This is a genomic window from Ramlibacter paludis, from assembly GCF_022012305.1.
Lineage (GTDB): Bacteria > Pseudomonadota > Gammaproteobacteria > Burkholderiales > Burkholderiaceae_C > Ramlibacter > Ramlibacter paludis.
On record NZ_JAKLTM010000005.1, the window covers coordinates 269,797 to 290,763 of the forward strand.

The window sequence follows — 20,967 nt, forward strand, 5'->3', positions numbered from 1 at the left end:
CCCGCGAACTATGAACTACGAGTTTTGCCTCCGCACCGACCCCGGTCTTGCGCGCGAAAACAACGAGGATTCCGTCACCTTCGACGAGCCGACCCGCCTGGGCATCCTGGCGGACGGCATGGGCGGGTACAACGCCGGCGAGATCGCCAGCGGGATGGCGACCACGTTCATCAAGTCGGAACTCGGGCGCTGGCTGGCCCAGGCGGGCCGCCATGCCAACGGGCGCGAGGTGCGCCGGGCCATGGAGATCTGCGTCGACAACGCGAACCGCTCGATCTTCAACGCAGCCAATTCCAACCCGCAGTACAGCGGCATGGGCACCACCCTCGTGGTCGGCGTGTTCCAGGACGGCCGCCTGATGCTGGGGCACATCGGTGACTCCCGCTGCTACCGCCTGCGCGGCGCGGCGCTGGAGCAGATCACCAAGGACCACTCGCTGCTGCAGGAGCAGATGGACGCCGGCCTGATCACCCCCGAGCAGGCAGCGACCTCGACCAACAAGAACCTGGTCACGCGCGCGCTGGGCGTGGAGGACGCCGTGCTGCTCGAAGTGAACGAACACCGCGTGGAGCCCGGCGACCTTTATCTGATGTGCTCGGACGGGCTGTCGGATATGCTGGACGACGAGGCCATCGCGCGCATCGTCGCGAGCGACGCGCCGCTGGACCAGAAGGCGGGGCAGTTGATCGACGCTGCGAACGCAAACGGGGGAAGGGACAATATTTCGGTGCTGCTGGCGCAAGCCAACAGCGGCTCCAAAAAGCGTGGCCTGATCTCCCGGTGGCTGGGACAATAGTCGCGGGACGGGTTTGAATACATAAACAGGAGTCGACCATGCCGAAAATGATCGTTTCGATCGACGGTGTCGTCATCAAGGAAGTGCAGTTGACCAAGGACCGGACGACACTGGGACGCCGGCCCTACAACGACATCGTGATCGACAACCTTGCGGTGAGCGGCGAGCACGCCGTGCTGCAGCTTTCGGGCAACGAGGTCTATCTCGAGGATCTGAATTCCACCAACGGCACCTACGTGAACGGGAAGGCCGTGAAGAAACAGTTGTTGCAGAACAACGACACGGTGGAGATCGGCAAGTACAAGATCAAGTTCATCAACGAGGCGCCCGGCGCCACGTTCGACAAGACGGTGATCATGAAGGCCGGCATGGTGCCCCCGCAGGTGGCCAAGCCGCCTGCCGCCCCCGTCGGAGCCGCCGCCAGTGCCGGCGCGGCCCCCGCCGCCGCTCCCGCGCATCCGGAGCCGGTGGCCGCCAGCATCAAGGTGCTGTCCGGCGCCGCCGCCGGGCGCGAGGTGCCCCTGGTCAAGGTGGTCACCACCATCGGCAAGCCGGGCGTCGCGGTCGCCGCGATCACCAAGCGCTCGCATGGCTTCGTGGTGGCGCATGTCGAGGGCTCCAACAAGCCGACGCTCAACGGCAATGCCATCGGCCCCGAGCCGGTGACGCTGAAGAACGGCGACATGCTGGAACTCGCAGGCACCCAGATGCAGTTCCTGCAGGCGACCTGAGCCCGCGCCAGCGCTCGCCCGCCGCATGGGGACGCTCGCCAGGCACTGGCCGCGGATAGCGATCACGCTGGCGCCGCTGCTGTTCGCGCTGCTGCACGCCACGGGCGACCTGCGCATCGGCTTCCTGAGCCGGCTCGATGCGATCCTGTACGACGCGCGCCTGCGCACAGCCATGCCGCGGACGCTGGACCCGCGCGTCGTAATCGTCGATATCGACGAAAAGAGCCTGGCCGAACAGGGTCAGTGGCCCTGGAGCCGCAACAAGCTTGCCGCGATGGTCGACGAGCTGTTCGATCGCCAGAAGGCAGCGATCGTTGGCTTCGACATCGTGTTCGCCGAGCCCGACGACAGTTCGGGCCTGTCGCGGCTGCGCGAGCTAGCCGAAGGCGAGCTGAAAGATGCGCCGGGCTTCCAACAGCGCCTTGCGCAAATCCAGACTACCTTGGACTACGACGCCGCGTTCGCTCGCGCGATCGAGAAGCGGCCGGTGGTGCTGGGTTACTACCTGACCAGCGACCGCAATGGGCGCAAGAGCGGCGTGCTGCCGAAGCCGGTGATGACCCGCGACAACCTGCGTGGCAGGCCGATCACGTTCTACAGCTTCGACGGCTACGGCTCCAACATCGCACCGCTCGCCCGGGCCGCGCCGGTCGCCGGCTTCTTCAACTCCGTGACCGACGGCGACGGGGTAGTGCGCTCGGTGCCGCTCGTCGCGGAGCACGGCGGCGCCTACTACGAGGCCCTGTCCCTGGCCATGTTCCGGCTGATGGCTGGCGAACCGACGGTCGACCCGGGATTCCCGCGTGATCGCTTCGCCAACCGCAACTACGGCGGCCTGGAAAGCATCCTGCTCAAACAGGGTGCACGCCAGCTCGCGATCCCGGTCGATGACAAAGTCGGAACGCTGGTGCCCTTCCGGGGCGACGGCGGGCCGCAGGGCAAGTCGTTCCGCTACATCCCGGCCTCGGACCTGATCAAGAAACGCCTGGGCGAGGGCGAGCTGAAGGACAAGATCGTGCTGGTCGGCACGTCGGCCCCGGGCTTGCTGGATATGCGGGTGACGCCGGTCGGCGAGACATATCCCGGCGTGGAAATGCACGCCAACCTGATCTCCGGCCTGCTTGAGGGGCGTCTCTACGTCAAACCCGACTACGCCGCCGGCTACGAGGTGGCGCTGCTGCTGATTGCCGGCCTGCTGCTGGCCCTTCTGCTGCCGGTTCTGTCGGCGACGGTGGCGGTGCTGATCAGTGTCGGCGTCGCCGGCTCGCTGGTGGCCCTGAATTACTACCTCTTCATGGCGTACGGTCTGGTCATGCCGCTCGCCTCGGCCTTGGTGATGGTAGGCCTCGCCTTCGCCTTGAACATGAGCTACGGCTACTTCGTCGAAAGCCGCAGTAAGCGCGAACTGGCCAACCTGTTCGGCACCTACGTGCCGCCGGAGCTGGTCGACGAGATGGTGAAGGACCCGGACAGCTACAGCATGAAGGCCGCCAGCAAGGAGCTGACGGTGATGTTCTGCGACATGCGCGGCTTCACCAAGATGTCGGAGAAGATGGACCCGACCCAGCTGCAGCAACTGCTGAACGACGTCTTCAGCCGGCTCACGGACATCATCCGCTCCAACCGCGGCACCATCGACAAGTACATGGGCGACTGCGTCATGGCCTTCTGGGGCGCGCCGGTGGAAACGCCCAACCACGCCGCGCTGGCCGTGCAGTCCGCCATTGCGATGTCGCGCGCCGTGCACGAGATCAACGCCGAACACCGCGCCAAGGGGATCCCGGAGATCGGCGTCGGGGTCGGCCTCAACACCGGCACCATGTGCGTCGGCGACATGGGCTCGGACATCCGCCGCAGCTACACGGTGATCGGCGACTCGGTGAACCTGGGCTCCCGGCTGGAAGGCCTGTCCAAGGTCTACGGGGTCGACATCGTGGTGAGCGAGACCACCCGCAAGCAGGCGCCCGACTTCGCCTGGCAGGAGCTGGACCGGGTCCGGGTCAAGGGCAAGGAGCAGGCGGTGGGCATCTTCTACCCGCTCGGGCCGGTGGCCGAACTGCCGAAGGCGACGGCCGACGAGTTGAAGACCTGGAACGCTTTCCTCAAGTCCTACCGGGCCCAGGACTGGGACCAGTGCGACCTCCATATGCTGAATTTGCAGCGTATGAACGCGCAAAAATACCTTTACGAGCTGTACTCCGAGCGTGTAGCCTCGATGAGGTTGCTGCCTTTCGACCCGGGCTGGGACGGCGCGACCACGTTCGAGACCAAGTAGAGGGACGCTGAATGAAGGTGCGGGTGCTGGGCTGCTCCGGCGCAATCGCCAAGGATTGCCGGACCACGTCCTTCCTGATCGACGGCGACGTCCTGGTCGACGCGGGCACCGGCGTGGGCGACCTCACCTTGCAGGAAATGCGCGGCATCCGCGACGTCCTGCTCACGCACTCCCACCTGGACCACGTCGCGGCGCTGCCGCTGATGGTGGACGCCATCGCCTCGCAGCTGGACCAGCCGATCCGCATCTCGGCGCTGCCCGGCACGATCGCGGCGCTCAAGGCCCACATCTTCAACAACGTGATCTGGCCCGATTTCAGCCGCATCCCGTCGGCGCAATCGCCCTTCATCACCTTCCACGAGATCCAGGTCGGCCAGGTGCTGGAGCTGCGGGGCAAGTACATCGAGGTGCTGCCGGCCGTGCACACCGTGCCCGCCTGCGGCTACGCGGTGAGCGGCGGCCAGGGCTGCTGGATCTTCACCGGCGACACCGAGCGCAACCCCGCCTTCTGGCGGCGCATCAACCAGCTGGAGGTTGCGGCGCTGGTGATCGAGACGGCATTCTCCAACCGCGAACAGGAGCTGGCCCGCCGGAGCCTGCACCTGTCGCCCCACGCGCTGGCCGAGGAACTCGACTGCATCGACAAGGGCAAGCGCTTTCCCATCTTCATCACCCATACCAAGCCGGCGGAGACCGAGCTGATCATGACCGAGATCCAACGCTTCGACCAGACGCAGCCCTTCGGGCCGAACGTCGCGCATGACATCCGCTGGCTGCGCGCGGGGCAGGAGTTCGAGCTGTGAGCGCGGTTCTCAAGTCGAAGGACAGCGAGCAGGAGTTCCTGAATTCGCAGCAGCTGCCGCCGGACAAGCGCGGCATCTCGTTCGAGGCGCTGTTCTTCCGCCAGCTGCAGCAGGTCACCACGCGCATCCACGCCACCGAGAACATCGACGAGATCATGCTCGAGGCGAGCCAGGACATCTGCAAGCTCCTGAACGCCGACCGCCTGACGCTCTACGCGGTGAACGAGGACCACAGCGCCATCGTGTCGAAGGTCAAGACCGGCCTGAACGCCAGCCGCGACCTCAAGCTGCCGATCAGCCCGCAGAGCGTGGCCGGCTACGTGGCCATGTCGAAGCAGATGGTCAACATCGCCGACGTCTACGACGACGACGCGTTGAAGCGCATCCATCCCAGCCTGACCTTCCTGAAGGAAGTCGACAAGCGCTCGGGCTACCGCACCAAGCAGATGCTGGTGGTGCCCATCCTCGACGGCGACAACCTGCACGGCGTGCTGCAGGTGATCAACAACAAGAGCGACCAGCCTTTCGGCGAGCTCGAGACGGAAGGTGCGACGCAGCTGTGCGCGACCCTTGCTACGGCGATCCGCCAGCGCGTGCAGAAGGCGCAGGACAGCGCCCGGCGCAAGGCCACCAAGTACGACGGCCTGATCGCCGACGGCGTGATCACCTATGAGGAGCTGCAGGGCGCCGTGCTCAAGGCGCGCGAGGCGTCGGAGCCGGTCGAACAGGTGCTGATGCGGGACTTCTCGATCCGCCCGGCACAGATCGGCCCGTCCCTGTCCAAGTTCTTCGGCGTGCCCTACGAGCCGCTCAATACCGGCCGGGTCCGGATCGAGGCGCTGCAGGGCGCGCTCAAGCGCGAGTTCGTCCTGGAGCAGGGCTGGGTGCCGCTGGAGGAATCTCCCGAGGGCCTGGTGATCATGTGCACCGACCCCGAGGCAGTGCGCAATTCGCGCATCGTCCCGCAGATCTTTCCGCGCGCCAGCAAGCTCGCGTTCCGCGTCACCACCCAGACCGAATTCGAGGAGACGGTGGCGCAGCTGTGGGGCGCGCCGGACGCCGGCGTGTCGGTCGAGGACATGCTGGCCGACCTCAACGCCCCGCTGGGCGACGACGAGGGCGGCGAGGACAACGCGCTGGAGTCCGCGGCCGCGGACAACGAGCTGGTCAAGTTCGTCAACCGGATCATCATCGACGCCTACAACCAGAAGGCCTCGGACATCCACGTCGAGCCGCTGCCCGGCAAGGCCAAGACCGGCATCCGCTTCCGCATCGACGGCACGCTGATCCCGTACATCGAGGTGCCTTCGCACTACCGCCAGGCGATGGTGACGCGCCTGAAGATCATGTGCGACCTCGACATCTCCGAGCGCCGCAAGCCGCAGGACGGCAAGATCAAGTTCAAGAAGTACGGCCCGCTCGACATCGAGCTGCGCGTGGCGACCATTCCGTCCGCCGGCGGCGTCGAGGACGTCGTGATGCGGATCCTGGCGGCGGGCGAGCCGATCCCGCTGGACAAGCTGGGCCTCACCACGCACAACCGCGAACGCCTGGAAGCCACGGTCACGAAGCCCTACGGCCTGTTCTACGTCTGCGGGCCGACCGGCTCCGGCAAGACGACCACGCTGCACTCGGTGCTGAAGTTCCTGAACAACTCCGAGACCAAGATCTGGACCGCCGAGGACCCGGTCGAAATCACGCAGAAGGGCCTGCGCCAGGTACAGGTGAACAAGAAGGCCGGCATCGACTTCGCGCTGGTGATGCGCGCCTTCCTGCGCGCCGACCCGGACATCATCATGGTGGGCGAGTCGCGCGACAAGGAAACGGTGTCGATGGGCGTAGAGGCCTCGCTCACCGGCCACCTGGTGTTCTCCACGCTGCACACCAACTCCGCGCCGGAGTCCATCACCCGCCTGCTGGACATGGGCATGGACCCGTTCAACTTCGCCGACGCCCTGCTGGGCATCCTGGCGCAGCGCCTGGCCAAGCGCCTGTGCGTGTGCAAGGAGGCCTACGAGCCGCAGCCCGAGGAAATCCGTGCCTTCATCAAGGAATATGCGCTGGACCTGCAGCACACCGGGCCGTGGGCGGTGGACGCCGGCGGCGAGGCGCAGAAGCTGTACGAAAGCTGGGTCGAGGCCTACGGCACCGACGGGCACCTGCAGTTCTACCGAGCGGTGGGCTGCGAGAAGTGCAACAAGACCGGCTACAAGGGCCGCGTCGGCCTGCACGAGCTGCTGATCGCCGACGACGACATCAAGAAACTGATCCAGGAACGCGCCCGCGTGGCCGATCTTTTCGTCGCTTCCGTCGCCGCGGGCATGCGCACGCTGAAGATGGACGGCATGGAAAAGATCATGATGGGCCTGACCGATTTGAAGCAAGTTCGGTCGGTTTGTATCAAGTAGTTCTACAAATTGGTCATGCCAGGGGGCGCGGAAGGTCATAAACGGCCGCGCTGCCCGTCCTGATGCCAACTAATGCACGCTTTCTGCGCGGGCACGGGGCTTGCGCTCCAACTCTCGGTATCTCAACACACACCCGGAGTTTTCAATGAAGCGTCAACTGCAACAGGGTTTCACCCTGATCGAACTGATGATCGTGGTCGCGATCATCGGCATCCTGGCCGCCGTGGCCCTGCCCGCCTACCAGGACTACACCAAGCGTGCCAAGATGTCCGAAGTGATCCTGGCCGCTTCGGCCTGCCGCACCTCCGTCACGGAAGTCGTGCAATCGAACAACGCCGGCTCGCTGCCGTCCGCCGGTTCCTGGGGCTGCGAATCCTCGGCCAGCACGTCCAAGTACGTTGCTTCGATCAAGACCAACAACAGCGGCGCCATCCAGGTCACCTCGCAAGCGATCGGCACCGGCGCCAACGGCACCGTGATCCTGGCCCCGACCATCTCCGGCCAGTCCATCTCGCAGTGGCTGTGCGGTCCCGGCACCGTCGAAGCCAAGTTCCTGCCCGGTTCCTGCCGTGACACCAGCGTTGCTTCGCTGACCGGCTTCTGATCCGCATGAGGCGCGCCGCAAGGCGCTGCTTCCCAAGACGCCCTTCGGGGCGTTTTTTCATGAGCGAACCGAAGTGTCGAACAAATTCGTCAATGCGGGCGGATGAGCTGACGGCCTGCGGCTTCCGGATCTCTCCGCCGCCGCCAATTAGTTCACATTACTGGCTGGCACACGCTTTGCGACATGGCCGACGCTTCTTTCATACCGGAGGTCTTCATGAAGCGTCAACTGCAACAGGGTTTCACCCTCATCGAACTGATGATCGTCGTCGCGATCATCGGTATCCTGGCCGCCGTCGCCCTGCCTGCTTATCAGGACTACACCAAGCGCGCCAAGATGTCCGAAGTCATCCTGGCCGCCTCGGCCTGCCGCACCTCCGTCACGGAAGTCGTGCAGTCCAACAACGCCGGCTCGCTGCCGGCCGCCGGCGCCTGGGGCTGCGAAGCTTCGTCAAGCACGTCCAAGTACGTTGCTTCCATCAAGACCAACGCCAGCGGCGCCATCCAGGTGACCTCGCAGAACATCGGCACCGGCGCCAACGGCACCGTGATCCTGGCCCCGACCATCTCCGGCCAGACCATCTCGGCCTGGCTGTGCGGTCCCGGCACCGTGGAAGCCAAGTTCCTGCCCGGCTCCTGCCGCGACACCAGCGTTTCTTCGCTGTCCGGCTTCTGACGCTGGACGAGGCGTGCCCCGCCGGGGCGCCGCTTCCTCGGAACGCCCCTCGGGGGCGTTTTTTCATGGACTCAGCCCGGAAATGTCGACAAATTCGTCAAGGCGGAAGACAGCGGTTGTCGAAAAGCAGCCAGGTGGCGTGCCGCTAACTGCCAAATAAATCACATTTTTAGCTGGCACGTGCTTTGCGTCTTTCCCTTCGCTTCTTCTTCACACACACACCCGGAGGTTTTCATGAAGCGTCAACTGCAGCAGGGTTTCACCCTGATCGAACTGATGATCGTGGTTGCGATCATCGGTATCCTGGCCGCCGTCGCCCTGCCGGCCTACCAGGACTACACCAAGCGTGCCAAGATGTCCGAAGTGATCCTGGCCGCGTCGGCCTGCCGCACCTCCGTCACGGAAGTCGTGCAGTCGAACAACGCCGGCTCGCTGCCGTCCGCCGGCGCCTGGGGCTGCGAGGCTTCCGCCAGCACCTCCAAGTACGTTGCTTCGATCAAGACGAACGCCAGCGGCGCCATCCAGGTGACCTCGCAAGCGATCGGCACCGGCGCCGACGGCACCGTGATCCTGGCCCCGACCATCAACGGCCAGACCATCTCGGCCTGGCTATGCGGCCCCGGCACCGTGGAAGCCAAGTTCCTGCCCGGCTCCTGCCGCGACACCAGCGTTGCTTCGCTGTCCGGCTTCTGATGGCTGGAGGACGGGCGCGCCCGCAACGCGCCTCTGCAAGAAAACGCCCTTCGGGGCGTTTTTTTAATGAACCCGCCGATCGGCCCCCTAAGATGGTCCTGCAATGGAATTGACGATCCTCATGCCGTGCCTCAACGAGGCGCGGACCTTGCCGGAATGCATCGCGAAGGCGCGCAGTTTCCTGGAGCGCACCGGCATCCAGGGCGAAGTGCTGATCGCCGACAACGGTTCCACCGACGGGTCCCAGGAGGTGGCGCGCGCCGCCGGCGCGCGTGTCGTGCCGGTGTCCGTGCGCGGATACGGCGCGGCGCTGAACACCGGCATCGCGGCCGCCCACGGCCGCTACGTCATCATGGGCGACAGCGACGGCAGCTATGACTTCGAGCACCTCGAAGGCTATGTCGAGCGCCTGCGCGGCGGCGCCGACCTGGTCATGGGCAACCGCTTCGCCGGCGGCATCGCGCCCGGCGCCATGCCCTTCCTGCACCGCTACCTCGGCAACCCGGTCCTCAGTTTCGTGGGCCGCCTGTTCTTCCGCATCCCCATCCGCGACTTCCACTGCGGGCTGCGCGGTGTCGCGCGCGACGCGATGCTGAAGCTCGGACTCGTCACGCCGGGCATGGAGTTCGCGAGCGAGATGATCGCCAAGGCGGCGCTCGCGCACCTGCGCATCGAGGAAGTGCCCACCACTCTGTCGCCTGACGGCCGCGACCGGCCGCCGCACCTGCGCACCTGGCGCGACGGCTGGCGACACCTGCGCTTCCTGCTCCTGTTCTGCCCGCGCTGGCTGTTCCTCTACCCGGGACTCGTCCTGATGGCCTTCGGCCTCGGCGGCTTCGCCGTGGCGGCAACGAGTCCCACCTTCATCGAGCGCATCCACTCGCTGCTGTACATGTCGGCGGCCACGATCCTCGGCGCCCAGATGATCCAACTCGCCGTGCTCACCAAGTGGATAGGCATCCTGTCTGGTGTCGTGCCCCCGCAGCCCTGGCTGCAGCGCTGGGACGCATTCTTCAGGGTGGAGAACGGCTTGGTCGCCGGCTTCGTCGGCGCCGGTATCGGCCTGTTCTGGTCCGCCCGCCTGGTGTTCGACTGGGGCGCGTCTGGCTTCGGCGCACTGGACCCCACGCAGACGATGCGGCAGGTCATTCCGGCTGTCACGCTCATGATCCTGGGCGTGCAGGCCGCCGCCGGCGCGCTGTTCGCGGGGGCCGTGCATTTCTGCTGGCTGCCCCGCCAACGCGGCCCGACGCCATGACGGCGCTGGACCAACCGCTGCCGTCCTCCCTGCTGCGCCATGAGTGGCTGCTGGTGTGCATCGCCGCCTGGCTGGCGTTCGCATCCATTCCGGTGACGCGCGGCGAGATCGGCATCAGCTGGGACATGTTGAATCACCATGTCTACCTCGGCTGGACGGCGGAGCACGCGCGCTTCGGCCACGACCTGTCGGGCGCCGGCTCGCAGTCCTACCAGTTCCCCTATCTGTACTGGCCCGTGTACAAGCTGGCCACCAGCGGCTGGTCGGGGCAGTGGGCCGGTGCGACGCTGGCGACGCTGTGCGTTCCGGCCGTCCCCGCCGTCTGGCTGCTGGCACGCCTGTGCATGCCCGGCCCGACGGCTTTCGACGCGGTGATGCGGCTGCTGGCGGTGGTGCTGGCCTTTCTTTCGGTCGTGGTCCTGGCCGCTTTCGACACGACCTCGAACGACCTGATGGCCAGCATCCCGTTGCTGTGGGCGCTCGCGCTGGCGCTGCAGCCGGCCAGCGCAGCCGCCCCGCCGGCGAATGCGCGGACCCTGGTGATGCTGTCCGGGCTCTGCGCCGGCCTGTCGGTGGCCTGCAAGTTGAGCAACGGGCCGCTGGCCATCCTGCTGCCTGCCTTGTGGGTGTTCTCCGCGCGCGGAGCGCGTGGCCGGCTGGTCAACGTCGCGGTCGGCTGCGGGGCGACGGCCGTGGGCTTCATGGCCGCCTACGGATATTGGGGTGCGCTCCTCTGGCACCACTTCGGCAACCCCGTGTACCCTTTCTACGACGAACTCTTCGCTCCTCTGCGGATGCGGCTGGGCTGGACACCGTGATTCGCTTCCTCCCCGACGATTGGCGCGAGACACTCCTGCGCCCGATCGCGATGGCCGCGCCCGATGCCGGCGTCTACATCGAGGTGATGGCGCCGGACCTGCGATTCGTCTTCATCCTCGCGCTGCTGGTGCTGCTCGGAGCCTTTGCGCCGCTGCGGCGCGGCTGGGGGCAGCCGCAAAGGCGGCCCGCATTCGTCCTGCTCGCCGCCTTGGCCGCGTTGTTCGTCCCCTGGATGGCGACCTCCGCCAACGGGCGCTACTTCATCACCGGCTTGCTGGTGGCGGGCCCGGTTTGCATCGCGCTCGTGTGGCTGCTGCCGATCACGCGCGCGGCGCGGCTGGCCGCGGCAATCCTGCTGGTGGCCCTGCAGGGATTCGCGGTGCAGCAGGCCAGCCCGTGGGGCACCTGGGGCCTGGCGCAATGGACAGAGCCGCCTTACTTCCAGGTGGAACTGCCGCCGGACCTGCGGCAGCAGCCCGCCACGTACGTGACGATGGCGAACATTTCCTATTCGCTGATCGCCCCGCAATTCCCGGCGCAATCCCGCTGGATGAGCATTGCCAACACACCGGTCGAACGTGGCGTCGACGAATTCTTGGCGCGGGCGCAGGCCGACCGCCTCTTCCTGATCGTTCCTGTGGTGCCTTCGTCGATGGCCGCGGACGGCCTGCCGAACGAGGATGTCGCCCGCATCATGAACGACAGGCTCAAGGCCTACGGGCTGTCCTTCGGCGGGCCTGCGGCCTGCCGCTTCCTGCGTTCGGAAGGCATCGCCAGGATGGCCTTGCGGCGCGAGTCGCAAGCGGACCCCGCGCTTGCGCGTCGGCTCGGCTTCTGGGCCTGCCACCTGGCGTACTCCAAACCCACGCCTGTTCCCGATGCAGCCGATGCTGTGGCGAGTCGCCACGATGCAGTGTTCAGCCGGGTGGAATCTTCCTGCCCCCGCTTCTTCCCGCCCGGCCAACACAATTCGCTGGTGCTGCCTGACGGCGAAGTCCGGACCTACCTGGATGGCGAGATGAAGCTCTACGTGTTCGACGCTGGCGACGTCATGTACAAGTACTACCGGGCGTTCAACCCGGTGAAGATCGGCAGCGTGGCGGACGTGGCCGCGGGCAAGGCGGTGATCGACTGCGCGCACATCCGGGGACGGTCCGGCCTGCCATGGGAACGGGCGATCTGAGTCCTGCCGGAAACCAGGACGTGAATCCCGCCCCCCCGCCTCCGGCAGGCGAAACGCGGTCGCGCCTGCGGCTCAATCGCAACCTGGTGCTGAATGCCGCGGGAATGGCCTTGCCCGTGGTCGCGTCCGTGCTGGCGCTGCCCTTCCTGGTGGCACTGGTCGGCACTGCGCGCTTCGGTGCCTTCGCGCTGGTGCTGGCCGTCCTCGCCTACGTCAGCCTGCTCGACCTGGGTCTGGGATCCGCGGTCACCTGGAAGATTGCCACGCTGCTGGCACGCCCCGCCACGCAGGAAGAGATCGCCCTCACCGTTCGCACAGCGGCGGTTGCCGCGCTCGCCATCGGGATCGCCGTGGGCGGGGTCTGGTTCCTGTACTCGCCCGCCCTGGCCGCGGCGGCGCTGGCACAGGAAGGCCAGCTCGTTCCCGAAGCCGCGGCTTGCCTGGCGGCGCTGGCGCTGGCGACACCGGCGATCTATTTCGGAGCCGTGACCTCGGGCCTGCTCGCGGCTTACGGCGAATTCGGGCGCCTGAACGTCACCCGGGTGCCGGCAGGTGTCCTCAATTACGTGCTGCCGGTGCTCGCCGTGCGCTTGTGGGGCGACCTGGCCACCGCGTGCTACCTGCTAGTGGTCGTGCGGTACGCCGCCACCTTCGTCCAGGTCGCCCAATGCGCGCGTCTGTGTCCGGAGCTGGTAGAGAGGGAGCGCCCGGTTTTCTCCCGCATGGCCCTTGGCTCTTTGCTTGGTTTCGGCGGATGGCTCACGGTGTCCAACACCGTGGGCCCCCTGATGGTCTACATGGACCGGTTCTACCTGGCCACGACCCGGTCGGCCGAACAGGTGACCCAATATGTCACCGCTCATGAACTGGCGAGCAAGCTCCTGCTGCTTCCGGCGCTCGTGCTGCCGGTCTACTTTCCGCTGCTGGCCGCGAGCATCTCCCGGCCGCGTGAAGACGCGCAATCCATGCAGCCCATCCAGCTCGCGGCGGGAATGGCCCTGGCGAGCTGCATTCCATCCGCGGTTGCGGCTGCATTCGCGCCCGAACTGATCGGCGTCTGGATGCGGGGCCTTGTCCCTTCGATCACGACCTCGGCCTTCCAGGTGCTTGCGGGCGCGGTGTTTGTCAACTGCGTCGCCCAGGTCTTCTACACCATGGTCCAGGCCGCGGGGCGCACCGCCCTGATCGCCCGCATCCATCTCCTCGAGCTGCCCGTGTACGGGGCGGTACTCTGGTATCTCACCGCCCGCCATGGAGTTCTCGGCGTGGCGGGCGCCTGGGCGCTGCGGGTGGCGGTGGATTCGGTGGTGTTCTGCGGTTTCGCGGCGGCGGACTTGCCGCGGCCGATGGCGCGCCGGCTCTGGCACCTCCTGGGGACGTCGATGCTGGTCGGAATCGTGATCGCCGGCTTCAGCCAAGTGCCGCAGGCGCACTTGCGGGCCTGGGTGGCTTTGCTCCCCCTGATTTTCCTGGCCGGTTGGTGGCGGGACCTGAAATCACTGTTCCGCGCAGGTGCGCCGCGGGCATGACGCGCGGAGCGCGTGCCTGATCAAGCGGCCGGCGACTGTTCCGGCGGAATCAGGCCCCGGCCCGAGAGCAGTTCCAGCGCCACGATCCCGCGAAACAGGACGTCGCTCAGGAGGGTCTGGCGCAGCCGGCGCGGCACGAGAAGAAGCCGCCCCACGGCGCGCCAGTCGTGCGGGTCGAAGGTCGAGTCCAGCAGCTGGCGATGGGCCGCCGGGAGGCGGTTGCCATGGACCTGCCGGAAATTGGCTAGCTGGTTGAACATGATGTGCACCCAGTTGCGCTTCCGCAGGAAGCGCAGGATCGTCCAGTAGCGCGACCAGCCCGCACCCATTCCGATCGCATTCCCTTGGTGCTGGCGGTAAAGGATGGTGGGCTTCGCATCGAAGTGCACCTGGCCGAAAGCGGAGACCACCAAGTACAGCCACCAGTCGTGGAAGTAGATCCTGCGCAGGTCGCCGTGCTCGCGCAGCAAAGCGACCGCTGCCGGGTTCAAGGCCGCCGTGCAGCCGGTGACCACGTTCTCCGTCACCGCATTCGCAAACGAGGGCTTGCGGGGCCAGAGCGGCGACAGGCCGATCGGTCGAAGCGTCTTGTCCACGAGCTGCAGCCGCGAGCAGTACAGCGTTGGCGCGGCGCCGCTGCGGGACATGCAGTCCCATGCGCGCTGTACCTTGTCCGGAAGCCAGACGTCGTCCTGGTCGGAAAGCATGACCATTTCCGCATCCGTGGGTGCAAGTGCAATCAGGGCCAGGAAGCTGGCGACGAAACCCAGGTTTTTGCCCGGGATCACTTCGATCCGTGCGTCGCCCTGGCTCAGGCCCTGGATGATGGCCAGAGTTCCATCGGGTGATCCGTCGTCACGGATAATCAGGCGGCCCTCGGGGGGCAGTTGATCCAGAATGGAAACAATCTGCTCGCGCACATAGCGCTCTCCGCGATAGGTGGACATCAAGACCACGACACGCATGCGTACCTCCTGTCCGACAATTATGAAGGCTGCCATGCCGTCCCTCCGATCCGCCCATGCTTCATGAAGGCGAGCCGCTCCTCCACGTGAAAAAGTCGTTGCAGGCGCGGTTTTCGGGCGCCTCCTGGACGCGCGCCGCCGCCGCCGGCTTGCTGTGCGTTCCGTGGATATTGCCGTTCGCGCCGGGGCCGTCGTCCAATGTCGTGCCCTGGCTCGTGAGCTGCGCCTGCGTCCTGCTCGCGTGGTGCCTTTCCGCGCCCGTCGGCCCCGGGTTCAAGCTGTTGTCCGCAGTCTTCCTTGCGTGCTTGGTGGTGGCGCTGCGATCCCACACCGGCACCCTGGACCGCGCGGCGTTCGTGGGCGCCTGTGCATTGGTGCTGCTGGCTTTTGGCATTGCCTCCCGTGCCGCCCGCGGAGGCGACCCTGCGGTTGAATGGGTCGCCTTGCCGTGGCTGGCGGCAGCGTTGCTGTCCGCGCTGATGGCCTTGCTGCAGTACTTCGACTTCGCCGGCTCCCTGCAGCCATGGATCTACGCCGGCAAGGCCGGCGATGCGTTGGCCAACCTGCGCCAGCGCAACCAGATGGCTTCGCTCACCTCGATCGGTCTTGCCGCGGTGCTATGGCAGGCCGGAAGGCGGCGCGGCCCCCTGGGACCGTGGCTGGCAGCGGCAGCGGCAGCGTTGCTGGCGATTGCCAATGCGGCGACGACTTCACGCACGGGGCTTTTGCAGTGGGTCGTGGTGCTCGGACTGTGTGCGTCGTGGCGCGGCACGGCGCGCGCGCCCCGGCTGCAGGTCGGAGTGGCAGCCCTTGCCGCCTATGCGATCGCCACCGCGCTGCTGCCGCTGCTGCTGCAACACTTCACGGGTGCGAGCGCGGACACCCTGCTCGGGCGCCTCGAGTCGGACCTGGGCTGCAGCAGCCGCCGCGTGCTGTGGGGCAACGTGCTGCAGCTGATCGCGCAGCGGCCGATCGCCGGCTGGGGCTGGGGCGAGCTCGATTACGCGCACTACCTGCACCTGTACGGCGACGCGCCGCGCTTCTGCGACATCCTGGACAACGCCCACAACCTGCCGCTGCACGTCGCGGTGGAACTGGGCGTGCCGGCCGCGCTGCTGCTGTGCGCGGCCATCGCCTGGGGCGTGCTGCGTGCGCAGCCCTGGCGCGAGACCGAGCCGCACCGGCAGCTCGCTTGGTGCGTGCTCGCGGTGCTGGGCATCCACAGCCTGCTGGAATACCCGCTCTGGTACGGTCCCTTCCAGATCGCGCTGGGGCTGGCGCTGGGCCTGCTGGCGCGGCCCGGCGTGGCGGCGCGGGCGATCGCGGCGCGCACCCGGGCCGTGGTGGCCGCCGCCGGCGTCGCGTTGCTGGCGTATGCCGCATGGGATTACGAACGCGTGAGCCAGATCTACCTGGAGCCGGAGCAGCGCCTGTCCTTCTGGCGCGAGGACACCGCCAGCGTTGTGGGCCGCTCGTGGCTGTTCTCGGGGCAGGCGCGGTTCGCGCAGCTGACGCTGTCCACGCTCTCGCGCGACAACCTCGCCTGGATGGACAAGACCGCGCAGGCCATGCTGCACTACTCGCCCGAGCCGCGCGTCATCGAGAAGGTGATCGAAGCCGCGACCATGGCGGGCCGCTACGACGACGCGGTGCTGCACCTCGCGCGCTATCGGGCGGCGTTCCCGCAGGACTATGCGAAATGGCGCGAAGGGCAGAAAGCGCCCTTGCCGGCGCTCTAGGGGCGCTCAGGGCGCGACGTAGCTGCCCGACTTGCCGCCGTGCTTCTCCACCAGATGCACGCCGGTCATGGTCATGCCGCGATCGACGGCCTTGCACATGTCATAAATCGTGAGCAGGGCGACGTTGACGGCTGTCAGCGCTTCCATCTCCACGCCGGTCGGGCCCACCGTTTCCACCGTCGCCGTGCATTCCACCGCGGGCACGGCCCCCGGCTGCAGCTCGAAGTCGACGGCCACGCGGGTCAGCGCCAGCGGGTGGCACAGCGGGATGAGGTCGCTGGTTTTCTTGGCGGCCTGGATGCCGGCGATGCGCGCAATCCCCAGCACATCGCCTTTCTTTACGGTTCCGCTCTGGATGATCGCCAGCGTAGCGGCTAGCATTTCGATCCGGCCCTGCGCGATCGCGACGCGGTGCGTGGCCGGCTTGGCAGCCACGTCCACCATGTGCGCCTGGCCTTGTTCATCGAAATGGGTCAAACCGCTCATGCAACCACCGTCCTCATTGTTGTCCCATCATACGGCCACCTTCGACTGGCGCGACCGCCTGCGCGCCGCCAGCATCCACCTCGGCCTGAGCGCCCTGGTGGCGGCGCTGGCCGCGCTGCTGGTGTTCGGCCTCTGGTATCCCTATCCCTACCGCGTCGTCTCCGGCGGGCGCGACCTGTTCGTACTGGTCGTGGCGGTCGACGTGGTGCTGGGCCCGCTGATCACCTTCGCCGTGTTCGACCGCGCCAAGCCGCGCCGCGAGCTCAAGCGCGACCTCACGGTGGTGGGCGTGCTGCAGCTGGCCGGCCTGCTTTACGGACTGTGGACGGTCGACATGGCCCGGCCCGTGCACATGGTGTTCGAGATCGACCGCTTCCGCGTCGTCCACCTGATCGACATCCCGTCCGAGCTGGAATCCAAGGCGCCGGCCGGCATCGAGGTGTCGCCCTGGACCGGGCCGACGCTGATCGCGGCGCGCCCCTTCCGCGACGAGCGCGAGAAGTTCGAGGCCACCATGGCGGCGCTGCAAGGGGTGCAGATCGGCGCCCGGCCCGACTTCTGGCAGCCGTACGAGCAGGCGCGCGACGCCGTGCTGAAGGCGGCCAAGCCGGTGGCGAAGCTGCAGGCCCGCTTCCCGCAGCGCGCCGCCGAGATCGACGCTGCCATGAAGCAGGCGGGGCACACCGCGGCCGACACGGCATACTTGCCTCTGATCGCGCGCAAGGCCGAAGCCTGGACCGTGCTGCTGGACGCCAGGACGGCGGCGATCGTGGGCTACCTGCCCCTGGACTCGTTTTGAGATTTCACTCGCGCTTCTCCCGCCGTGTCGGCGCCGCCGCCGCGCTCTGCCTCGTGCTGCTGGGACTGCCCGCGGGCGCCCAGCTGCCGCAGCTGGGCGACACCGGCGACCTCACCACCAACAGCGAGCGCAAGCTCGGCAACCGGGTGGCGCGCGAGCTGTACCGCGACCCCGACTACATCGACGACCCGGTGCTGGTCGAGTACGTGCAGAGCATCTGGCAGCCGCTGCTGGCCGCGGCCCGTGCCCGCGGCGAGCTGACCGGCGAGCTCGACGAGAAGTTCGCCTGGCAGGTGCTGCTGGGCAAGGACCGCACGATCAACGCCTTTGCTGTGCCGGGCGGCTGGCTGGGACTGCACCTGGGCTTGATCAGCGTGACGGCCAACCGGGACGAACTGGCCTCGGTGCTGGCCCACGAACTGAGCCACGTCACCCAGCGCCACATCTCGCGCATGATGGAACGCGACGCGCGCAACTTCCCGATCATGGTCGCGGCCATGATCCTGGGCGCGATCGCCGCCGGCAAGGCGGGCAGCGCCGACGGCGCCGGCGCGGTGATCGCCGGCAGCCAGGCGATGGCGATGCAGCAGCAGCTGAATTTCTCGCGCGACATGGAACGCGAGGCCGATCGCATCGGCTTCGGCGTGGCCACCCAGGCCGGCTTCGCGCCGCAGGGCTTCGTCACCATGTTCGAGAAGCTGCAGCAGGCCTCGCGCCTGAACGACAACGGCGCCTTCCCCTACCTGCGCACCCACCCGATGAACACCGAGCGCGCCGCGGAAATGCAGTCGCGCCAGCAGCTGGCGGATGTGAAGCCGGCGCTACCGACGGTGGAGCACTCCATTGCCTCGGCGCGCGCGCGCGTGCTCACCAATCCCGGCGTCGACGGCCTGCGGGGCATGGTGGCGGAAGCCGATGCAGGGGCCCTCGCTGCGCAGCCGAAGTACCGGCAGGCCGCCGCGCTCTATGCCGCCGCCTTTGCGGCCTCGCGCCTGCGCGATACGCAGCAGGCCTCTCGCCTCGTCACGCGGCTGCAGTCCGCGGTGGCCGGCGACGCGGCCGGCGAGCGGCAGGCCAAATTGCTGGAAGCGGAAGTGGCGCTGGCGGCCGGTGACCCGGCGCGCGCGCTGGGCCTGGTCGATGCGAAGTCGGATCGCCGGCCCGACGTGCTGCTGGCCGCGCAGGCGCAGGTGCAGACGGGGCAGGCCCGGCAGGCCACCGACCGCCTGCAGACCTGGGTCTCCACGCGGCCGCGCGATGCGGGTGCATGGCAGATGCTGTCGCAGGCTTATGCGGCCCAGGGCCAGCAGGTGCGCGCGGTGCGCGCCGATGCCGAGGCGCGCGCGGCGCAGCTCGATTACACGGCGGCGCTGGACCGCTTCAAAGCGGCGCAGGACCTGGTGCGCAAGGGCGGCAGCGGCGCCGACCACATCGAGGCGTCGATCATCGACTCGCGCACGCGCGCGGTGGAACTACTTCTTCGCGAACAGGCGCTCGAGCGCTGACTCGATCACCATGCCGACCAAGGTGTAGAGCAGGGAGCCGATCAGGGCGCCGACGAAGCCGTTCACCTGGAAGCCATCGAGCACCGCGGCGGCGCCCCAGAAGACGATGGCGTTGATGACGAACAGGAAGAGGCCGAGGGTCAGCACCGTCACCGGCAGCGTCAGCACCACCAGCACCGGCCGCACCACGGCGTTGAGGAGGCCGATGACCACCACGGCGATCAGCGCGCTCGTGTAGTTGGTGACTTCGACTCCGCTGTACACGTAGGCGACGAACAGCAGCGCCGAGGCGCTGAGCAGCCATTTGGCAAGCAGCTTCAGCATGGGGCCGGAGGATAACAGGACGCGGGCCCGCGTCCGTGGCCGTCAGTCCAGCCCGAGAATCAGCAGCGCGCCCAGCCCCATCAGTGCGCCGGGGGCCCAGTTGCCCGGTTGCGGCCCGTCCGGTGCCTTGGGCCGGCGCACGTCGAGCACCTGCTCGGTGCCGTGTTCGGCCATCAGCAGGCGCGTCAGTTCCGGCAACGGGCCCTTGGCCAGCACCGGCGTGACGGCGTCCCCGCGTTCCTGCAGGGGCGGGATCACCGCCCCGAAGAGCTTGTCGGCCCACTTGGCGCGCCAGTTCTCGCGCGCCGAGTGGCTCACCCATTTGCTGATGCGATGGGTCATGCGCGGCGCGCAGGCCACCAGCACCCAGTGCGTTGGCCCGGCTGCGGCGGGCATTTGCTGCCGCGCGTAGGCGGGATCGTCCAGGTACACGATGACCTTGTGCATGCGCTCTCCTGTCATGAGTTCAGCCGGCCTTGCCGCCGCTGTTGCCGTTGCGGGCGCCCCGGGCGGCCCACCAGCCGGCGCCCAGCACGCCGGCCACGCAGACAGCATACGTGGTCCAGCGGGCGATTGCATTGCCCATGTGGGGCGGATCGAAGACTTCGTCCAGCAGCTGCTCGCCGACGATCATCTTCGCCGCCGTGTAGGCAAGCACTGCCGCGCCGATCTGGATGATGATGGGGAAGCGCTCCACCAGGCGCAGCACGATCTTGCTGCCGAAGACCACGATGGGCACGCTCACCAGCAGGCCGATGATCACCAGGTCGAAGGCGCCGTGCGCCGCGCCGGCCACGCCCAGCACGTTGTCGATGCCCATGAGCGCGTCGGCCACCACGATGGTCTTCATCGCGCCCCAGAAGGTGCTGGCCACCGGCCCGTGTTCCTCGCCGCCGCCGTCGTCGGCCAGCAGCTTGTAGGCGATCCACAGCAGGCCGGCGCCGCCGACCAGCATCAGGCCGGGGATCTTCAGCAGCCAGACGACGCCGATGGTCATGACGGAGCGAACGGCGATGGCGCCGACGGTGCCCCAGACGATGGCTTTCTGCCGCAGGTTGGGCGGCAGGTTGCGGGCGGCCAGCGCGATGACGATGGCGTTGTCGCCGGCCAGCACGAGGTCGATGAGGATGATGGCCAGGAGGGCCGAGAACCAGTCCGCCGAGAGGAATTCCATGCGCGAAGCTCCGATGGGATGCAGATGCAAGCCAGCGCGCGAACGGAGGGGGACGGGGACGAAAGGGTTTCGAACGACGCCTCGATCCGAACCCGCACCGGGTCCGATCGAAGGTCTTGCTCGGCCTGCGCCTCATGGACGCTGGCCCGGTGCGCCGGAAGCTTGCGCTTCGTATTGACGGCTGGCCGATGCGGGTGGCGG

The 20,967-nt window shown here is 67.4% G+C and carries 20 protein-coding genes; 15 read left to right on the top strand and 5 right to left on the bottom strand.

Features of this window, described 5'->3' with window-relative positions; genetic code table 11:
* The first annotated feature begins 10 nt into the window (after nt 1-10).
* From LZ009_RS18305 to LZ009_RS18360, 12 genes are all read left to right on the top strand, one after another.
* Nucleotides 11-796: a Stp1/IreP family PP2C-type Ser/Thr phosphatase gene (locus LZ009_RS18305; RefSeq protein ID WP_275699404.1), complete on the top strand. Its 786-nt coding sequence runs from the start codon at nt 11-13 to the stop codon at nt 794-796.
* Between the two features lie 38 nt (nt 797-834).
* The gene (locus LZ009_RS18310; protein WP_275699405.1) at nt 835-1,527 is read left to right on the top strand and encodes an FHA domain-containing protein; all 693 of its coding nucleotides are present in this window, start codon (nt 835-837) and stop codon (nt 1,525-1,527) included.
* Between the two features lie 25 nt (nt 1,528-1,552).
* A complete protein-coding gene (locus LZ009_RS18315) occupies nt 1,553-3,802 on the top strand; it encodes a CHASE2 domain-containing protein (RefSeq protein ID WP_275699406.1) in 2,250 nt (749 codons plus the stop codon).
* A gap of 11 nt (nt 3,803-3,813) precedes the next feature.
* Nucleotides 3,814-4,605: an MBL fold metallo-hydrolase gene (locus tag LZ009_RS18320; protein WP_275699407.1), complete on the top strand. Its 792-nt coding sequence runs from the start codon at nt 3,814-3,816 to the stop codon at nt 4,603-4,605.
* On the top strand, nt 4,602-7,013 hold the full coding sequence (locus tag LZ009_RS18325; RefSeq protein ID WP_275699408.1) for a GspE/PulE family protein: 2,412 nt from the start codon (nt 4,602-4,604) through the stop codon (nt 7,011-7,013). Before LZ009_RS18320 ends, LZ009_RS18325 begins: the two co-directional genes overlap by 4 nt.
* A gap of 145 nt (nt 7,014-7,158) precedes the next feature.
* Nucleotides 7,159-7,617 (top strand): pilin, encoded by a 459-nt coding sequence (locus tag LZ009_RS18330; protein WP_275699409.1) that lies wholly within the window; start codon nt 7,159-7,161, stop codon nt 7,615-7,617.
* 216 nt (nt 7,618-7,833) lie between these two features.
* A complete protein-coding gene (locus LZ009_RS18335; protein ID WP_275699410.1) occupies nt 7,834-8,292 on the top strand; it encodes a pilin in 459 nt (152 codons plus the stop codon).
* A 234-nt stretch (nt 8,293-8,526) separates the two neighbouring features.
* Entirely contained in the window at nt 8,527-8,985 is a 459-nt protein-coding gene (locus LZ009_RS18340; protein ID WP_275699411.1) for a pilin, read from the top strand.
* Between the two features lie 103 nt (nt 8,986-9,088).
* Nucleotides 9,089-10,243 (top strand): glycosyltransferase family 2 protein, encoded by a 1,155-nt coding sequence (locus tag LZ009_RS18345; RefSeq protein ID WP_275699412.1) that lies wholly within the window; start codon nt 9,089-9,091, stop codon nt 10,241-10,243.
* A complete protein-coding gene (locus LZ009_RS18350; protein WP_275699413.1) occupies nt 10,240-11,061 on the top strand; it encodes a hypothetical protein in 822 nt (273 codons plus the stop codon). The genes LZ009_RS18345 and LZ009_RS18350 overlap by 4 nt, the downstream gene beginning before the upstream one ends.
* Nucleotides 11,058-12,245 carry a hypothetical protein gene (locus tag LZ009_RS18355; protein WP_275699414.1) on the top strand — a complete coding sequence of 396 codons (1,188 nt, stop codon included), beginning with the start codon at nt 11,058-11,060 and terminating at the stop codon, nt 12,243-12,245. Before LZ009_RS18350 ends, LZ009_RS18355 begins: the two co-directional genes overlap by 4 nt.
* Before the next feature lie 20 nt (nt 12,246-12,265).
* A complete protein-coding gene (locus LZ009_RS18360; RefSeq protein WP_275699415.1) occupies nt 12,266-13,774 on the top strand; it encodes an oligosaccharide flippase family protein in 1,509 nt (502 codons plus the stop codon).
* 20 nt (nt 13,775-13,794) lie between these two features.
* On the opposite strand, the gene LZ009_RS18365 is transcribed toward LZ009_RS18360, so the two are convergent.
* Nucleotides 13,795-14,739, bottom strand: a complete 945-nt coding sequence (locus LZ009_RS18365; protein ID WP_275699416.1) for a glycosyltransferase family 2 protein — start codon at nt 14,737-14,739, stop codon at nt 13,795-13,797.
* Between the two features lie 311 nt (nt 14,740-15,050).
* On the opposite strand from LZ009_RS18365, the gene LZ009_RS18370 reads away from it, so the two are divergent.
* Complete coding sequence (locus tag LZ009_RS18370; protein ID WP_275699417.1) at nt 15,051-16,478, top strand: PglL family O-oligosaccharyltransferase; 1,428 nt, start codon at nt 15,051-15,053, stop codon at nt 16,476-16,478.
* A gap of 6 nt (nt 16,479-16,484) precedes the next feature.
* On the opposite strand, the gene moaC is transcribed toward LZ009_RS18370, so the two are convergent.
* Entirely contained in the window at nt 16,485-16,964 is a 480-nt protein-coding gene (gene moaC, locus LZ009_RS18375) for a cyclic pyranopterin monophosphate synthase MoaC (RefSeq protein WP_275699418.1), read from the bottom strand.
* A gap of 19 nt (nt 16,965-16,983) precedes the next feature.
* On the opposite strand from moaC, the gene tfpZ reads away from it, so the two are divergent.
* Entirely contained in the window at nt 16,984-17,763 is a 780-nt protein-coding gene (gene tfpZ, locus LZ009_RS18380; RefSeq protein WP_275699419.1) for a TfpX/TfpZ family type IV pilin accessory protein, read from the top strand.
* Nucleotides 17,760-19,268, top strand: coding sequence for a M48 family metalloprotease (locus LZ009_RS18385; protein ID WP_275699420.1), 1,509 nt, complete (start codon nt 17,760-17,762; stop codon nt 19,266-19,268). Before tfpZ ends, LZ009_RS18385 begins: the two co-directional genes overlap by 4 nt.
* Here LZ009_RS18385 and LZ009_RS18390 read toward each other — a convergent pair.
* The 3 genes from LZ009_RS18390 to LZ009_RS18400 are packed head-to-tail and all read right to left on the bottom strand — an operon-like array spanning nt 19,236 to nt 20,766.
* The gene (locus LZ009_RS18390) at nt 19,236-19,592 is read right to left on the bottom strand and encodes a phage holin family protein (protein WP_275699421.1); all 357 of its coding nucleotides are present in this window, start codon (nt 19,590-19,592) and stop codon (nt 19,236-19,238) included. The two genes, LZ009_RS18385 and LZ009_RS18390, sit on opposite strands and share 33 nt — an antisense overlap.
* Nucleotides 19,593-19,634: 42 nt before the next feature.
* On the bottom strand, nt 19,635-20,039 hold the full coding sequence (locus LZ009_RS18395; protein ID WP_275699422.1) for a hypothetical protein: 405 nt from the start codon (nt 20,037-20,039) through the stop codon (nt 19,635-19,637).
* A 19-nt stretch (nt 20,040-20,058) separates the two neighbouring features.
* A complete protein-coding gene (locus tag LZ009_RS18400) occupies nt 20,059-20,766 on the bottom strand; it encodes a TerC family protein (protein WP_275699423.1) in 708 nt (235 codons plus the stop codon).
* Nucleotides 20,767-20,967: the final 201 nt, after the last annotated feature.

Excerpts from the sequence above, each read along its gene's own strand:
- moaC (WP_275699418.1), bottom strand. The coding sequence starts at position 16,964 with ATGAGCGGTTTGACCCATTTCGATGAACAAGGCCAGGCGCACATGGTG.
- LZ009_RS18315 (WP_275699406.1), top strand. The coding sequence starts at position 1,553 with ATGGGGACGCTCGCCAGGCACTGGCCGCGGATAGCGATCACGCTGGCG.
- LZ009_RS18365 (WP_275699416.1), bottom strand. The coding sequence starts at position 14,739 with ATGCGTGTCGTGGTCTTGATGTCCACCTATCGCGGAGAGCGCTATGTG.
- LZ009_RS18330 (WP_275699409.1), top strand. The coding sequence starts at position 7,159 with ATGAAGCGTCAACTGCAACAGGGTTTCACCCTGATCGAACTGATGATC.
- LZ009_RS18400 (WP_275699423.1), bottom strand. The coding sequence starts at position 20,766 with ATGGAATTCCTCTCGGCGGACTGGTTCTCGGCCCTCCTGGCCATCATC.
- LZ009_RS18310 (WP_275699405.1), top strand. The coding sequence starts at position 835 with ATGCCGAAAATGATCGTTTCGATCGACGGTGTCGTCATCAAGGAAGTG.
- LZ009_RS18305 (WP_275699404.1), top strand. The coding sequence starts at position 11 with ATGAACTACGAGTTTTGCCTCCGCACCGACCCCGGTCTTGCGCGCGAA.
- LZ009_RS18395 (WP_275699422.1), bottom strand. The coding sequence starts at position 20,039 with ATGCACAAGGTCATCGTGTACCTGGACGATCCCGCCTACGCGCGGCAG.
- LZ009_RS18345 (WP_275699412.1), top strand. The coding sequence starts at position 9,089 with ATGGAATTGACGATCCTCATGCCGTGCCTCAACGAGGCGCGGACCTTG.
- LZ009_RS18350 (WP_275699413.1), top strand. The coding sequence starts at position 10,240 with ATGACGGCGCTGGACCAACCGCTGCCGTCCTCCCTGCTGCGCCATGAG.
- LZ009_RS18320 (WP_275699407.1), top strand. The coding sequence starts at position 3,814 with ATGAAGGTGCGGGTGCTGGGCTGCTCCGGCGCAATCGCCAAGGATTGC.
- LZ009_RS18335 (WP_275699410.1), top strand. The coding sequence starts at position 7,834 with ATGAAGCGTCAACTGCAACAGGGTTTCACCCTCATCGAACTGATGATC.
- LZ009_RS18340 (WP_275699411.1), top strand. The coding sequence starts at position 8,527 with ATGAAGCGTCAACTGCAGCAGGGTTTCACCCTGATCGAACTGATGATC.
- LZ009_RS18390 (WP_275699421.1), bottom strand. The coding sequence starts at position 19,592 with ATGCTGAAGCTGCTTGCCAAATGGCTGCTCAGCGCCTCGGCGCTGCTG.